At 48.6% G+C, this 14629-nt stretch carries 14 protein-coding genes; 12 read left to right on the plus strand and 2 right to left on the minus strand.

The genetic code is table 11. The features are described from left to right. Positions 1 to 39: 39 nt before the first annotated feature. The gene (gene sigK, locus ACU70B_RS04840; protein ID WP_447185218.1) at positions 40 to 738 is read left to right on the plus strand and encodes an RNA polymerase sporulation sigma factor SigK; all 699 of its coding nucleotides are present in this window, start codon (positions 40 to 42) and stop codon (positions 736 to 738) included. A gap of 108 nt (positions 739 to 846) precedes the next feature. On the opposite strand, the gene ACU70B_RS04845 is transcribed toward sigK, so the two are convergent. After that, a complete protein-coding gene (locus tag ACU70B_RS04845) occupies positions 847 to 3252 on the minus strand; it encodes a sodium-translocating pyrophosphatase (RefSeq protein ID WP_447185707.1) in 2406 nt (801 codons plus the stop codon). Positions 3253 to 3792: 540 nt separating this feature from the next. After that, positions 3793 to 4407: an NUDIX hydrolase gene (locus tag ACU70B_RS04850; RefSeq protein ID WP_447185219.1), complete on the minus strand. Its 615-nt coding sequence runs from the start codon at positions 4405 to 4407 to the stop codon at positions 3793 to 3795. A 290-nt stretch (positions 4408 to 4697) separates the two neighbouring features. On the opposite strand from ACU70B_RS04850, the gene ACU70B_RS04855 reads away from it, so the two are divergent. The 11 genes from ACU70B_RS04855 to ACU70B_RS04905 all read left to right on the plus strand — a co-directional run bounded on the left by ACU70B_RS04855 (position 4698) and on the right by ACU70B_RS04905 (position 14566). Then, complete coding sequence (locus ACU70B_RS04855; protein WP_447185220.1) at positions 4698 to 6641, plus strand: oxidoreductase; 1944 nt, start codon at positions 4698 to 4700, stop codon at positions 6639 to 6641. A gap of 187 nt (positions 6642 to 6828) precedes the next feature. Further along, positions 6829 to 7668 carry a transporter substrate-binding domain-containing protein gene (locus ACU70B_RS04860; RefSeq protein ID WP_447185221.1) on the plus strand — a complete coding sequence of 280 codons (840 nt, stop codon included), beginning with the start codon at positions 6829 to 6831 and terminating at the stop codon, positions 7666 to 7668. A gap of 33 nt (positions 7669 to 7701) precedes the next feature. Beyond that, a complete protein-coding gene (locus ACU70B_RS04865; RefSeq protein WP_447185222.1) occupies positions 7702 to 8484 on the plus strand; it encodes an amino acid ABC transporter permease in 783 nt (260 codons plus the stop codon). Between the two features lie 8 nt (positions 8485 to 8492). Next, entirely contained in the window at positions 8493 to 9230 is a 738-nt protein-coding gene (locus ACU70B_RS04870) for an amino acid ABC transporter ATP-binding protein (protein WP_447185223.1), read from the plus strand. 149 nt (positions 9231 to 9379) lie between these two features. Then, positions 9380 to 10387 carry a galactose-1-phosphate uridylyltransferase gene (gene galT / locus ACU70B_RS04875; protein WP_447185224.1) on the plus strand — a complete coding sequence of 336 codons (1008 nt, stop codon included), beginning with the start codon at positions 9380 to 9382 and terminating at the stop codon, positions 10385 to 10387. Positions 10388 to 10390: 3 nt separating this feature from the next. Next, positions 10391 to 10912 carry a YqeG family HAD IIIA-type phosphatase gene (locus tag ACU70B_RS04880; protein ID WP_447185225.1) on the plus strand — a complete coding sequence of 174 codons (522 nt, stop codon included), beginning with the start codon at positions 10391 to 10393 and terminating at the stop codon, positions 10910 to 10912. 137 nt (positions 10913 to 11049) lie between these two features. Beyond that, positions 11050 to 11904 (plus strand): shikimate dehydrogenase, encoded by an 855-nt coding sequence (locus ACU70B_RS04885; protein ID WP_447185226.1) that lies wholly within the window; start codon positions 11050 to 11052, stop codon positions 11902 to 11904. After that, positions 11891 to 12328, plus strand: a complete 438-nt coding sequence (locus tag ACU70B_RS04890) for a GspH/FimT family pseudopilin (RefSeq protein ID WP_447185227.1) — start codon at positions 11891 to 11893, stop codon at positions 12326 to 12328. Before ACU70B_RS04885 ends, ACU70B_RS04890 begins: the two co-directional genes overlap by 14 nt. Positions 12329 to 12357: 29 nt before the next feature. Continuing rightward, the gene (locus ACU70B_RS04895; protein ID WP_447185228.1) at positions 12358 to 12864 is read left to right on the plus strand and encodes a DUF2179 domain-containing protein; all 507 of its coding nucleotides are present in this window, start codon (positions 12358 to 12360) and stop codon (positions 12862 to 12864) included. An 11-nt stretch (positions 12865 to 12875) separates the two neighbouring features. Continuing rightward, positions 12876 to 14063, plus strand: a complete 1188-nt coding sequence (gene aroC, locus ACU70B_RS04900) for a chorismate synthase (RefSeq protein ID WP_447185229.1) — start codon at positions 12876 to 12878, stop codon at positions 14061 to 14063. Beyond that, complete coding sequence (locus ACU70B_RS04905) at positions 14048 to 14566, plus strand: shikimate kinase (RefSeq protein ID WP_447185230.1); 519 nt, start codon at positions 14048 to 14050, stop codon at positions 14564 to 14566. The genes aroC and ACU70B_RS04905 overlap by 16 nt, the downstream gene beginning before the upstream one ends. Positions 14567 to 14629 lie beyond the last annotated feature (63 nt).

The following is a 14629-nucleotide window of genomic DNA, read 5'->3' on the forward strand; positions in this document are numbered from 1 at the left end:
ATATAGTATAAAGCGCTCAATTTTTTTGGAGGTGGTAGCTTGACCATCCTGGGCTGGGCATTAGCGGCATCGGCAGTAGTCAAGGGGATCCTTTTTCTGTTTGGTTACCTGCATAACCAGGTGTTTCCGCAACCTCTGGATGAAGCGGAAGAGAGGGGTTTCTTAACTGAACTGAAGAACGGTAGTGAAGAAGCCAGGAATGTCCTGATAGAGCGAAATCTGCGCCTGGTGGCGCACGTAGTGCGGAAGTACGAGAGCAGCGGTGAGGATATGGAGGATTTAATCTCCATCGGCACTATCGGACTAATTAAGGCTATCAAAACCTACAATGATGATCGGGGCGTACGCCTTGCCACCTATGCGGCACGCTGTATTGAAAATGAAGTGCTCATGCATTTGCGCAATATTAAAAAGGTAAAGCAGGAGGTTTCTATTTACGACCCTATTGGTTATGACAAGGAAGGCAATGAGATTTCCCTGCTTGATGTTCTGACTGTTGACAATGAGATTATTGACCTGGTAGAAACGAAGCTGCAGGAAGAGAAGGTGCGGGACAAAATTAATGTGCTTTCCCGCCGGGAGCGCCAGGTGATTGAGATGCGCTACGGTCTCTTTAACGGCTTGAAGGAAACCCAGCGGGAAATCGCTCGTAAGCTGGGCATTTCCCGCTCCTATGTATCCCGGATTGAAAAACGGGCTTTAAAGAAATTGATTCGGGAGATCAGCGTAGAAATTTAAAAAAGGGGATATCCCATTAAGTTATTTTACAAATAAAAAAACCTCACAACTTATTAAGGTTGTGAGGTTTTTCATCGCTGGTTATTTATTCTTGGCTGGCAAATTCTTCTACTTGTCGGTTGGAATTCTCATACCGTAGAAGGAGCGCCACACGAAGAAAAGGGCAATCGCCAGGAACACAATGCCTACGGTGGGAGCTATATGGCGGAATGATTCCGAGATAGCGATTTCCATAGCCAGCAGGCCAAACAGGGTGGTGAACTTGATGATTGGGTTAAGGGCTACCGAAGAGGTATCCTTGAAGGGATCGCCTACGGTATCGCCTACCACCGATGCGTCATGCAGCGGGGTACCTTTTTCCTGCAGGTCCACTTCCACCACCTTTTTGGCATTATCCCAGCAGCCGCCGGCATTGGCCATGAAGACGGCCTGGAACAGACCGAATACGGCAATTGAAATCAGATAGGAAACAAATAAGGAAACGGGAGCCTGGCTGCCTGATGGAGCAGCGAGGAAAGCAAACGCCAGGGCAAATGAGAATATAGCGATAAAGATGTTAAACATACCGGCCTGGGCATATTGGGTACAGATTTTAACAACTTCTTTGGAATTCTCAATGTTAGCTTTTTGGCTGGCGCTTTCGTCCAGGTTAATATTGTCTTTGATATATTGTACTGCTCTATAAGCACCGGTTGTGACCGCCTGGGTTGATGCGCCGGTAAACCAGTAGATTACCGCACCACCACAGATAAACCCTAAGATGGTGTAAGGATTGAGCAGGTTAAGGATTGCTTCCGGTTCTACTCCCAGTACACTCTGGATAACCAGAATCAGGGAGAAGATCATGGTGGTGGCCCCGACCACCGCCGTACCTATCAACACCGGCTTGGCCGTGGCTTTAAAGGTATTGCCGGCGCCGTCGTTTGCTTCCAGATAGTATTTGGCTTTATCAAAATCAGGTTTAAAACCAAAATCCTTTTCAATCTGTTTGGCGATATCGGGAATTTCTTCAATCAAAGAGAGCTCATAAATGGACTGGGCATTATCGGTAACCGGGCCGTAACTGTCAACCGCAATGGTAACCGGTCCCATACCCAGCATGCCGAAAGCCACCAGACCGAAAGCAAATATGGAAGGATAAATCATGATGTCAGCTAAACCAAATCCGCTGGCATAGTAAGCGCCGAACATGAGAGCGAGGAAAACCATGCCGATCCAGAATGCGCTGAAGTTACCGGCAACCAGACCGGACAGGATGTTGAGTGAGGGACCGCCCTCGCGGGATGCCTTCACTACTTCGGCCACGTGGCTGGATTTGGGGCTGGTAAATATTTTGGTAAACTCGGGGATAATAGCTGCACCCAAGGTACCGAAGCTTATGATTATGGCCAAAACGAACCAGAGAGCGGACAGTTCGGCCGGTACTCCGGAGCTTGGTCCCAGGAGCATATAGCTTACCACAAAAGTAACTATAATGGAGAGGATGGAGGTAATCCATACCAGACTGGTCAAAGGCTGTTCAAAATCAAGATCTTCAACATTGGCGTATTTGGCCTGGCTCATGCTTCTGTTAATGTAGAAGGCAGCCACGGAGGTAATAACCATGAGAACCCGCATGACGAAGATCCAGGTAAGCAGAGCAGTTTGCAGTGCCGGTGCCACAGCCAGAACGATGAAGGTAACCAGAGCAACTCCGGTAACCCCGTAGGTCTCGAATCCGTCTGCAGTTGGTCCAACACTGTCACCGGCATTATCTCCGGTACAGTCGGCAATAACACCAGGGTTACGGGGATCGTCTTCCTTGATGCCGAAGACGATTTTCATAAGATCGGAACCGATGTCAGCAATCTTGGTGAATATGCCGCCGGCGATACGCAGGGCACTGGCGCCTAGGGATTCACCAATGGCAAAGCCGATGAAGCTGGCTCCCGCCAATTCCCGGGGAACGAAGAGCAGGATGATCAGCATCATGATCAGCTCAACGCAGACCAGGAGCAACCCGATGCTCATGCCGGCATCCAGGGCGATATTCAATACCTTGAGAGGTTTGCGGGTAAGTCCGGCAAAAGCGGTTCTGCTGTTGGCCAGAGTATTCATGCGGATACCGTACCAGGCAACACTGTAGGAACCCAGGATACCTATGATGGTCCACATTAGAATAAACAATACTGATCCGATGGGCATTTGTTGAAGAAAGCCGAAGTAGAAGGCTATACACAAGCCAATAAAGGCAAAGAGTATGGCCAGGAATTTACCCTGCTGAATAAGGTAGGTCTTGCAGGTCTCATAAATGGTATTGGCTACATCGAGCATAGCCGGATGAGCTTCAAGCTTTTTTACTTTGTTGAACTGATATAAGCCGAACAGCATACCCAGTATACATACCACGATACCGATGAGAAGTAAATTGTTCTGATGCTGATTTAAATTGGGAATCACTAAATTGGCCTCACTGGCAACTGCTAGCGCAGGTGTAAGCAACAACACGGGTAAGCTAAACAAACTACCCAACAGTGCTTTGGTTGTCTTATTCTTGATTAAAAACGAAAAATCCACTATTTATACTCCTTTCCTACTGTGTTCACTATCCCCGCACATCCCTAATGATCTTGTTTTACGGGATGGGGGAGATACACTGTAAATCAGGTGTAAGTGCAATACTTACAATCCCTATTTTTCCGTGTTTTACCTTTTCTATTCCAACCCCCTTTAAGCCTACAAATAATCAGGTCCCGTAGGGCTATATAGAACCGGATTCTTGGCCGGCACATTATTGTTACTGGCCTGAACCTTATAATATACAGGTAGGAAACAGGCACAATGACGTGAAGTGTCATAGAGATATGATAAACTGAGCTTAAGAATAATACAAAGGATAAAAACAGGCTGAATTCGGCTTTATTTCATCAGTACATGATAGGGTCTGCATATTTATGCATTAGTTTATAAATAAGCTAGAAATATCGAGCATTGTCTTGACTTGCGAGCAATAGTATGTAAACATATAATCGCCGACGATTTGAATTAGGTGTATACTTGACCCACTTTGTAACTCTAAGTGTTTCCTTTCAGCAACTCCAAAAAATGATATAGCATGCGAGCTGTAAGACCCCAGATAACTTCGCCTTCCCATATGTAAAAATATTGTTGAAGCCGGTTGATACGGAAAGGGTAATTGGCGCCCTGCGGTATGAGATACAGGGGAAAATTGTCTGGAAATTCCGGCTTGAGAATTACTTCAAATTCCAGGGGCCGGTATTCCAACAGATATTCCAAGGGAATCCAAAAGACTCTCTCCACTTCCGCAGGGTTTATTTTGATACGGCTAATATCCTTTATTCGAGCCACAAATGAGCGCATAATCAAACTGGAGGGGGTAATCAAGGTATCCAGTTCGCCCAGCATTTCGATGTCATCCGGTATCAGCCCCAGTTCTTCACAGGTCTCCCGGATAGCGGTAGTCTGTGACTGGCCGTCAGCGGGGTCCTTTCGCCCCCCGGGGAAGCAGATTTCACCAGGCTGGTGCTGCAGAGTGGGGGACCGCTTTTCAAAGAGCAGGCCGGTTTTCCCCTCCACCTCAGCCAGCGGGACTAATACCGCCGTTTTAAGAGCCTGCTCATGCCCCAGAATGTTAGCTTTACGGTTTTTTAAATCTTCAATCCTATCCAAGAGCATTATTCCTCCATCCCGCTTCATCATACAAATATAAAACTATCTGTCAGCCTTCTTCAATCTACTACCCTAATAATTAGGCATTATCCAGGAAATCCCTCCCTGTTTGCTATAAATTTTTAAAACAAAGGGTGAAGAGAGAAGTGAGATCCGAGGGGGTCTTGCCCCGCTGCTTGTTTTTTGTCGGTCTTCTATTTCTATATGCAGGAGGAATCAGATAATAAGGGTGCGAATCTATTTAGTTGAACCTTTAGCAACTATATCGGACTTTTAAGGGGGGAGTTAATATGAACGATCTGGAGTATCTATTACGGCCTATACGAATAAGAAACCTGGAGATACCCAACCGGGTGGTGATGCCGCCCATGGGCACCAACCTGGGGAATGCCGACGGCACTGTAAGTGAAGCCAACCTGGCTTATTTTAAACGCCGGGTTCAGAGCGGATCAGGATTGATCATTACGGAAATTACCTCGGTGCATCCGGACGGCACGGCCAGTCCTGGTACACTATGCGTCTATGACGACCGTTTTATTCCCGGTCTCAAGCAAATGGCGGATATCGTGCACCGACGGGGGGCCAAAATCGCCATGCAGTTGCATCACGCGGGGCGGGAAAGCTATTACCAGTTGAAGGCCGGGCGAGCTGTCGCTCCCTCGGCAATAGCAAGCTATATTTACGGGATGAAACCCCGTAAGATGAGCAGTGATGATATCAACGAAACTATCCGCTCGTTTGCCCAAGCCGCCTGTAGGGCCCGGGAAGCCGGTTTTGATGCGGTCGAATTACATGCGGCGCATGGCTATCTGTTAATGCAGTTTCTTTCCCTGCATTCCAACCAGCGCCAGGATGAATATGGGGGCGATTTTTCCTGCCGAGCCCGTTTTGTGGTCGAATGCCTGCAGGAGGTAAGAAAGGCAGTGGGAGAAGATTTTCCTATCTCGATAAGGATATCAGCCGAGGAAATTATCAGGAATGGTTATTCCATTGAAGATATGCAAGCAATCCTGCCGGATCTGGTCAAGGGCGGGGCCGACATAGTCCATGCCTCCTTTGGTACTCATGGCAGTCCGGGAGGCATCACCTCGGCCCCGGTGGAATATGCTCCGGGATTTAAGGCTGACCTGGCTCGCCGCCTAAAAGAAGTGGTAAATGTTCCGGTTATTGCGGTGGGGCGTTTTACCGACCCGTTGCTGGCGAATGCGGTTATTGCCCGGGGAGATGCAGATATGGTTGCTTTTGGACGGCAGCATCTGGCTGATCCCGATTTTCTGATCAACGCCCTTCGGGGCCGGGACGAGGAGACCTTTGAATGCTTGGCCTGCAACCAGGGCTGTATCGAACGTTTATTATTTGAACAGGGCAGCATCCGCTGTGCCATCAATCCGGAAACTGGTCAGGAACTCGATTATCCGACCCGGCCTGCCGAACTTAAGAAGGAGGTATGGGTAATTGGCGGTGGACCGGGAGGGCTGACTGCAGCCAGCGAAGCCGCCCGCCTGGGGCATAAGGTAAGCTTGTTTGAAGCCGGGGCGGAAGTGGGAGGACAACTGCGGCTCGCGGCCCGGGTTCCCTATAAAGAAGTTTATGGTCGCTGGATAGAACGCCTTACGGCCCGGGCTAAAAGATTTGGGGCCGAGATATTTGCCGGACAGGAGGTTGACGAAGAAATGATACGTCAATGCCCTCCCGATGCGGTTATACTGGCCAGTGGAGCCGGGCCTGCCCGCCCGGATATCAATGGCGTAGGTCTACCCCATGTTTGTTATGCTCAGGAGCTCTTGAGCGGAGCGGTTAAAAACCGGGAGCATGTAGCAATACTAGGCAGTGGACTGGTAGGCTTGGAAACGGCAGATTATCTGCGGTGCCAGGGAATCCGGGATATAAGCATAATAGAAGCCGAGGCCCGCTCACCTGTTTCAACGCTGACCTCGCATGGGTATATGCTGCACAAACGTTTGCGTGCTGCCGGGGTTAAGTTACTGTTTAACAGCCGGGTACTGGAGATAAAGGGTGATTCTCTTATCGTATTGCGCAGCCCTGATCGGTACCAGGAGTTAAAGCCGATTGGGCAGGTTGTAATTGCAACCGGCAGTATTCGGGCTCATAGTCTGGAGGATTGCCTGAAGCGGGAGGCTATACCTTATCACCTGATAGGTGATGCCCGCCAGCCCCGGCGCATAATTGAAGCTGTTGAGGAAGGAGCACGTGCCGCCTGGGCTGTAGGTTGAGAGATAAGCGGCCGGGAAACCATTATTCAGCAAGCCAAGATATTTCTTCCCAACCAGTGACTTTATTGTCGATCAATTCTCCGGATTATATATTTATAAAGGCAGTCCACAGATTATTTTTTATGTTAAAATAGCCTTAATTGAGAGTGCGGAAAAACACAAAAATTAATTAGTGAGGGGAAATAGCATGAGAAAAGTAGTGAAATTAATACTATGCGCTGTCCTGGTGATGGGATTGTGCATAACCGCAGTTGGTTGTAAGGGCTCAGGTGGACCGGGTGAACCGGGTGAATTTAAGGTAGGTCTGGAATGTGACTACCCTCCGTTTAACTGGACGCAGATAGATAATTCCAATGGTGCTGTTCCCATTGCCGGTACGAAAGAATATGCCGGGGGATATGACGTGGAAATAGCCAAACGTTTAGCAGAGGGTATGGGCAAAGAACTGGTTATTGTAAAAACCTCCTGGGCCGGTTTGCCCCCGGCGGTACAGTCAGGAAAAATTGATGGCATTATTGCCGGTATGTCTCCAATTGCTGACCGAAGAAAGACTATTGACTTTTCCGATCCCTATTACAGTTCCGATCTGGTCATAGTTGTGCAAAAGGGTTCGAAATACGAGAAGGCTACCGGCATTAAGGATTTTGCCGGAGCCAAAATTACCGGCCAGCTAGACACCTTCCATTATTCGGTTATAGACCAGATTCCCAATGTGGCTAAAAAGCCGGCCATGGATGATTTTCCGGCTATGCGGGTAGCGTTGGAATCAGGTATTATTGATGGTTATGTTTCGGAAAGGCCCGAGGCTATTTCCGCCACCACTGCCAATGCCAAATTTGGCATGGCCGAGTTTGCCAAGGGTCAGGGTTTCAAATATACACCTGATGATGTTGCCATTGCCGTTGGGCTTAAAAAGGGAAATACTGAACTGGCCGAACAGATAAATAAGGTTTTAGCGGGAATATCGCAGGAAGAAAGAAATGAATTAATGAACCAGGCCGTCTTAAATCAGCCGGTCGCCAAATAAACATAGCAGTATAAACAGGAGTGTATTTAATTTATGGTGGTGGACGCAGACAGTAGTTTTCTTCAATGGGTAATTTATATATTACAGCATTACTGGCCCCTCTTTCTAAGAGGGGCTGAGGTTACCCTCATTATTTCCTTGACCGGTACGATTATAGGTTTTGCCATTGGTATATTGATCGGAGTCATCCGCACCGTTCCCGTCGATAATAATAACCATATACTGAAAAGGGCAACTTTTAAGGCAGTTAATTTTTTATTGCTTTGCTATATAGAAGTATTCCGGGGCACCCCCATGATTGTACAGGCCATGGTTATTTTCTATGGGGTAGCCATGATTTGGGGTATTCATCTGTCTACCTTTGTTGCCGGCATTTTTATAGTTTCTATAAATACCGGGGCTTACATGGCGGAAATCGTTCGCGGCGGTATTATTTCCATAGATAAGGGCCAGTTTGAAGCAGCTCATGCCATTGGCATGACTCATTCCCAAACTATGGCCTGTATCGTTTTGCCCCAGGCTATTCGCAATATTCTACCGGCCTTAAGCAATGAATTTGTTATCAACATCAAAGATACTTCCGTGCTTAATGTAATCGGGGTCACTGAGCTTTTCTTCCAGTCCAAGTCGGCGGCTGGTAATAACTATCGCTATTTCGAGGTCTTTTTAATCACCTGTTTAGTATACCTGGTAATGACATTTACCGTTACCCGCATACTCAGGTATTTGGAGAAGCGGCTGGAAGGTCCTGAAGTCTATACTATTCACGGTTCGCAAACTGTTCCCGAGGCAGAAATAAAGATTGTAGGCAGGTAGCAAGTTTAATGGAAAATATTATTGAAATTAGCCATCTCCAGAAATATTTCGGAAAAAACGAAGTTCTGAAAGATATTAACTTTTCAGTCAGCAAGGGAGAAGTAGTATGTATAATCGGTGCCAGCGGTTCGGGGAAATCTACTCTTTTGCGCTGTTTAAATCTCCTGGAGCTGCCGACCAGCGGGGAAATTTTATATCATGGTCAGAATATTTTGAAGCATGATATGAGCAACGCTGTCTACCGGGCCAAGATGGGCATGGTTTTTCAGCAGTTCAATCTGTTCAATAACCTGAGCGTGCTGGAAAACTGCACGGTCGGTCAGATTAAGGTTTTGAAACGGAGTATGGAGGAGTCCAGGAAGACGGCGATGGAATACCTGGATCTGGTGGGCATGTCAGGGTTTATCGATGCCAGACCCCATCAAATCTCAGGTGGGCAAAAACAGCGGGTAGCCATTGCCCGGGCCCTTTCCATGGAACCGGAAGCACTCCTTTTTGACGAACCTACCAGTGCCCTTGATCCGGAGATGGTGGGGGAAGTGCTCAAGGTCATGAAAAACCTGGCCCGAAGCGGACTTACCATGCTGGTGGTTACCCATGAAATGGCTTTTGCCCGTGATGTGGCCCACCGAGTCGTTTTTATGGATGGCGGAGTTATTGTCGAAGACGATACTCCCGATGTAATCTTTAACCGCCCCAATAACGAAAGGACCCGTATTTTCCTCAAAAGGATACTTAATGACTAAATTATTAGAAATACCGGGGACGTTCTTTTTGCTTGCCTTTCAAGATTGAGTCAAACAAAAAGAACGTCTCTGTTTTCTGAAGAAAAATTAACATCAGGTGGTGTATTATATTAAATAAGGATCTCTATAGCTAAAGGGGGCAGGGAGAATTGGCAGCCGAACTACGCAGGGATTTGGTAAGGGATAATTGGGTCATAATTGCTACTGACCGGGCCTTGAAGCCCAATGATTTTCCTATTAATAAGGGCTGGGAAAAAGCCCGGGTAAGCGGGCAGCAGGTCTGTCCTTTCTGCGAGGGCAACGAGTCTTATACTACCGATGAAATTGCCGCCTTCAGGGATGATAATAGCCTTCCGGATACACCGGGCTGGACCGTACGCACTATACCCAACAAATTTTCCGCCTTTAAACTGGAAGGGGAACTGGAGCTAAAGCGGAACGGGATTTTTCAAAGCTGCAACGGACTGGGACAGCATGAGGTTGTGGTGGAAACTCCGCAGCATGGGGTTGACTTCAGCCAACTGCCGGCAGATAGAATCAAACAGATTTATCTCATGCTGCAGCAACGCTACCTTCAGTTAGCTGCAGATCGGCGGGTTAAGTATATACAGATTTACAAGAACCGGGGCCTTTTCGCCGGAGCTTCACTGGAACACAGCCATAGCCAGATACTGGCTCTCCCCGACGTACCCCCCGAAAACCGGGGTTTAAGCAAGTACTATGAGCAGGAAGGCAAATGCCTGTTATGTACGATACTGGAGGAGGAAATAAGGAGCCGGCAACGGCTGGTGTATGAGAGCCAGCATTTTCTCCTGGTTTGTCCCTATGCTTCCCGTTTTTCCTATGAGACCTGGATTATTCCCCGACGCCATACCGAGCATTTTGCCGATATAAACGATGAGGAATTGGATGATCTGGCTGCCATAATGAAGGCTTTTATGCCTGCCATGCTTGATTGTCTGAACGATCCCTCTTATAATATGGTGATAAATACCGCACCTGTTAACCAGGATATCGGAGGCGGTTACCACTGGTATATGGAAATAGCGCCCCGCCTCATAGTGACGGCCGGGGTGGAGTTTGCCACCGGTTTTTATATGAACCCGGTAGCCCCGGAAATATCGGCGGCCATGCTGCGGGAAAAACTGCTGAGGTGAGTGATGTTTAGCTTGCTGTATCCCCGGTTATATGTTGATTCCATTCTCGGCATACCCCTTGAGCGATTGCGGGAATTAAAAATCAGAGCCTTCATACTGGATTTGGATAACACGGTCACCGAATGGAACAGCAATGAAGTCCGCGAAGAAGTAAGTCGGTGGTTTGGTCTGATCAAGCAGGAGGGTTTTAAAGCCTGCATACTTTCCAATAATGGTGAGCAAAGAATCGTTGCCGTAGCCAAGAGCCTGGACATTCCTTACGTACACCGGGCCCAAAAGCCACGCCGAGGAGGTTACCGCCGGGCCCTGAAGCTCATGGGCGTCGCTGCCCGTGAGACCGCAGTGATAGGCGACCAGATATTTACGGATGTACTGGGGGGCAACCGTTCGGGTTTATTTACCATACTGGTAAAACCGATAGCCCGGAAAGAATTTATGGGAACGAAGATATCCAGGGGCATGGAGTTCTTTGTTTTACGCCGGTTGCAGAGTAAGATAAAATCGGGGAATTTCCCGCGGATATAACTGTTGCCGACTTGCCAGGCTTACTATCAAGTGCCATAATTTTAACAATCGCGAATGCAGTTTATATAACGCTGTCTGAATAATCAGGAGCGAACCGGCTTCCCCGGCTTCGCGTAAAATGGTAAGGGGCTGGTTAAATGCCTGTAGATGCTAACACCCGGTGCCTGGGTTTATTCGGAAATCCGGTGGCACATAGCCTGTCACCTCTACTGCATAATTATACCCTGCAAATGATGGGGCTTAATTATGTGTACCTCCCCTTCGCCATTCCGGCCGGTGGAATAAAAGGAGCGGTGGATGCTATTCGCAGCCTTGATTTTTGCGGTGTCAATGTGACCATACCCTACAAGGAAGAGGTTATAACCTATCTGGATGACATTTCTCCCGAAGCGGAGGCTTGCGGAGCAGTAAATGTCATCAGCAATGAAGGGGGCCGACTGCGGGGGCATAACACCGATGGAGCCGGATTTATAGCAGCCCTGCGGGAAGAAGGGGTTGCTGTTCGGGGATCGACCCTGCTCATCGGTGCCGGTGGAGCGGCTCGATCTCTGGCCTGGGCTCTGGGCAGTGCAGGGGTAACCCGGCTTGACTTTATGGATGTTAACCTGGAAAAGGCGGAGGCTCTGGCGGCATCGCTGGCTGTGTCCGACGGCGTTGCCCTGGCTGCTCATGGCGCGAATAAAGACAAATTTGCCGAACTGGCTGCAGCAAGCAATATCATCATCAACTGTTCTCCGGTAGGCATGCACCCTCATATTGATCAATCGCCGGTAGCGGCCATGGATATGCTGCAGCCGGGAACGGTGGTCTGTGATATAATCTATAATCCCCTGAATACAAAGTTTCTGTCTATGGGAAAGGCCCGGGGCCTGAAAACAGTTAGCGGCCTTCCTATGTTTGTTCACCAGGCTGCCCTCAGCCTGGAAATATGGCTGGGAATTAAACCGCCGGTACAGCAGATGAAAGAGGTGCTGCGCCATGAGTTGGAGTGAACGGGGTTTTACCCAGTTCGAGCTTTTAATGGTTCTGGCGCTGGTGGCAATACTGGCAGCCATAACTTTACCTCGCTTTGACCGGATAATAGAAAGCTACAAGCTCAGGACTGATGCCCGTCAATTAGCCTGGGTTTTACGTTCCGCCCGCCAGGAGGCCATCACTACCGGGCATAATCAGTTGGTAATGCTCAAAATCTATCAGCACCAGTACGAAATGGGCAGCACCACCTATACGCTTAGCCCGGGTATTAGATTTGAGGGCACTACTAACTTTAAGGAGGTGGGGAGAATCCCTGCCTGCGGTTTTACGCCTTCGGGTGCTCCGACTGGTGCTGGTACGGTAACTTTGAAGAACAAGTATGATAAAAAAATAGAGATTAAAGTAAACGTTGGTGCCGGTAGGGTAAGAATAGTGGAATAAGTAAAGCACTTTAGAAATGGAGAGGACAAATGATACTGCAATTGCTTTTTATTTTTTTTGCCAGGGTAATTGATGTTTCTCTGGGTACTATCCGCATGATACTGGTTATAAGAGGCGATAAAATACCTGCGGCCATAATCGGTTTTTTTGAGATTCTGGTCTACACTGTAGCTCTGGGTATGGTGGTTCAGGCTCTAAGCGACCCGGTAAAATTACTGGTCTTCTGTTCCGGTTTTGCCCTGGGTATTTTGGTAGGAAGCGTGATTGAAGAAAAACTGGCGCTGGGCTATCGGGGTATTCAGGTTACCATAGACCGGGATCAGTTAAAACTGGTTGAAGAGCTTCGGGAAGAGGGCTTGGCCGTAACCTGCTGGGAAGCCAGTGGCAAAATGGGTCCCAAATTGGTACTTAGTATCATTGTGAAAAGGAATATGGCCGGTGCGGTGGCAGATAAAATAGCTAACCAAGCCCCCGATGCCTTTATCGTTTTAATGGAACCCAAGTACTTTCAGGGTGGTTACATAAAAAAGAAGTAGGATGGTGGGGAATGCTGAGATTTTCAACTTCGGGGGAGTCCCACGGCAAGGGCTTGATTGGTATTATAGAAGGTCTGCCGGCGGGTCTGCAGATTGATGAAGAACTTATTAACCGTGAACTGGCCCGGCGGCAGAAGGGGTATGGGCGCGGGGAACGGATGCGGATTGAAACCGATAAGGTGGAAATTTTCGCCGGGGTGAGAGACCGGAAGACCTTGGGCAGTCCCATCAGTTTTTTAATCCGTAACCGCGATTACGAGAACTGGCAGGAGATTATGAATAGTGGTGACTGCCGGTGTGTTGATAGTCGGGCGGTAACGAGGCCTCGCCCGGGACATGCCGATTTGCCCGGAGCAATGAAGTACCAGCACCAGGATATGCGCAACGTATTGGAAAGAGCGAGTGCCCGGGAAACTGCCTCCCGGGTAGCGGCAGGGGCATTTTTTAAAGCATTCCTGAAGCATTTTGGCATATTTATATACAGTCAGGTTACCTCGATCGGTTCAATCAAGGCTGAAGTACAGAACCAAAACAAGGAAAAATTGAGTCAATTCTATGCCTTGGTTGAGGAATCACCGGTACGTTGTGCAGATAAAAAAAGTGAAGCCGAAATGATAAGGGCGATTGAGCAGGCCAAAGGCGAGGGAGAATCGCTGGGAGGCAGTTTCGAAGTGGGGGCCGTTTCGGTTCCTCCTGGGCTGGGCAGCCATGTGGGCTGGGAATATAAACTTGATGGCCAGATTGCTGCGGCTTTGGTAAGTATCCCGGCCATCAAGGCGGTGGAGATAGGCGATGGTATAGCTAATGCTGCCAGCCCTGGCTCCGGGGTTCATGATGAGATAGCTTACCGCAGGGATAAGGGGCTGTACCGAACCAGCAACCGGGCTGGAGGGATCGAAGGCGGCATCAGCAACGGAGAGACTATATGGGCCAGGGCCTATATGAAACCGATACCTACTTTATATAAACCTTTGCTGAGTGTTAATACTGCCACCTGGCAGGAAGAGAGGGCTCAGGTGGAGCGCTCCGATGTATGTGCGGTTCCGGCGGCGGCGGTAGTAGCTGAAGCCATGCTGGCCTTTGTGCTGGCGCGGGCCTGCCGGGAGCAATTTGCGGGGGAAAGTATGGAACAGGCGGAGCAGGCGTACAAAAATTATCGGGAATATTTAGATAAGGTGTGGAAATGGAAAAAAATATAGTTCTGATTGGCTTCATGGGTACCGGCAAAAGCTCGGTGGGAATGAAGTTGGCCCAAAAACTAAAAAGGCAATTTGTAGATATGGATAAGGAAATCGAACGCATAACCGGGCTTAGTGTCAGCAACATTTTTAAGCTCCATGGCGAGATTAGATTTCGTTCAGAGGAAAAGCTGCTTTCCGGCAAACTTGCATGCCAGAGCGGACTGGTGATTGCCACCGGAGGGGGAGTGGTGCTGGAGCAGGAAAACATTGACGTCCTCCGCCGGAACGGGATTTTAATATGCCTTCAAGCCGGCGCTCAGGAGATATTTGAGCGGGTAAGCCGGCGCAGGGGTACCCGTCCCCTGCTTAAAAAGGATTTGCGCCTGGAAGACATAGAAGACATGCTGAAGGCTCGGGAGAGCTTTTACGCGCAGGCGCGCTACCAGGTGAATACCAGTCACAAAAGCCCGGAACAGGTGAGTAATGAGATAATTGGGTTATTGAAAAACAGTGAGAGGTGAGGCGTCAGAAGCAAGGTGGAAATAATCCGGCCGCTAACCTCTTACCTATTAAACTGAGTTGGA

The sequence above is a fragment of the Syntrophomonas curvata genome (assembly GCF_052976825.1).

What these genes read in the sequence shown, in the direction of transcription:
- ACU70B_RS04905 (WP_447185230.1), top strand. Translation starts at nt 14,048, where the DNA reads ATGGAAAAAAATATAGTTCTGATTGGCTTCATGGGTACCGGCAAAAGC.
- ACU70B_RS04865 (WP_447185222.1), top strand. Translation starts at nt 7,702, where the DNA reads ATGGTGGTGGACGCAGACAGTAGTTTTCTTCAATGGGTAATTTATATA.
- ACU70B_RS04880 (WP_447185225.1), top strand. Translation starts at nt 10,391, where the DNA reads ATGTTTAGCTTGCTGTATCCCCGGTTATATGTTGATTCCATTCTCGGC.
- aroC (WP_447185229.1), top strand. Translation starts at nt 12,876, where the DNA reads ATGCTGAGATTTTCAACTTCGGGGGAGTCCCACGGCAAGGGCTTGATT.
- ACU70B_RS04890 (WP_447185227.1), top strand. Translation starts at nt 11,891, where the DNA reads ATGAGTTGGAGTGAACGGGGTTTTACCCAGTTCGAGCTTTTAATGGTT.
- ACU70B_RS04855 (WP_447185220.1), top strand. Translation starts at nt 4,698, where the DNA reads ATGAACGATCTGGAGTATCTATTACGGCCTATACGAATAAGAAACCTG.
- ACU70B_RS04885 (WP_447185226.1), top strand. Translation starts at nt 11,050, where the DNA reads ATGCCTGTAGATGCTAACACCCGGTGCCTGGGTTTATTCGGAAATCCG.
- ACU70B_RS04870 (WP_447185223.1), top strand. Translation starts at nt 8,493, where the DNA reads ATGGAAAATATTATTGAAATTAGCCATCTCCAGAAATATTTCGGAAAA.
- ACU70B_RS04895 (WP_447185228.1), top strand. Translation starts at nt 12,358, where the DNA reads ATGATACTGCAATTGCTTTTTATTTTTTTTGCCAGGGTAATTGATGTT.
- ACU70B_RS04860 (WP_447185221.1), top strand. Translation starts at nt 6,829, where the DNA reads ATGAGAAAAGTAGTGAAATTAATACTATGCGCTGTCCTGGTGATGGGA.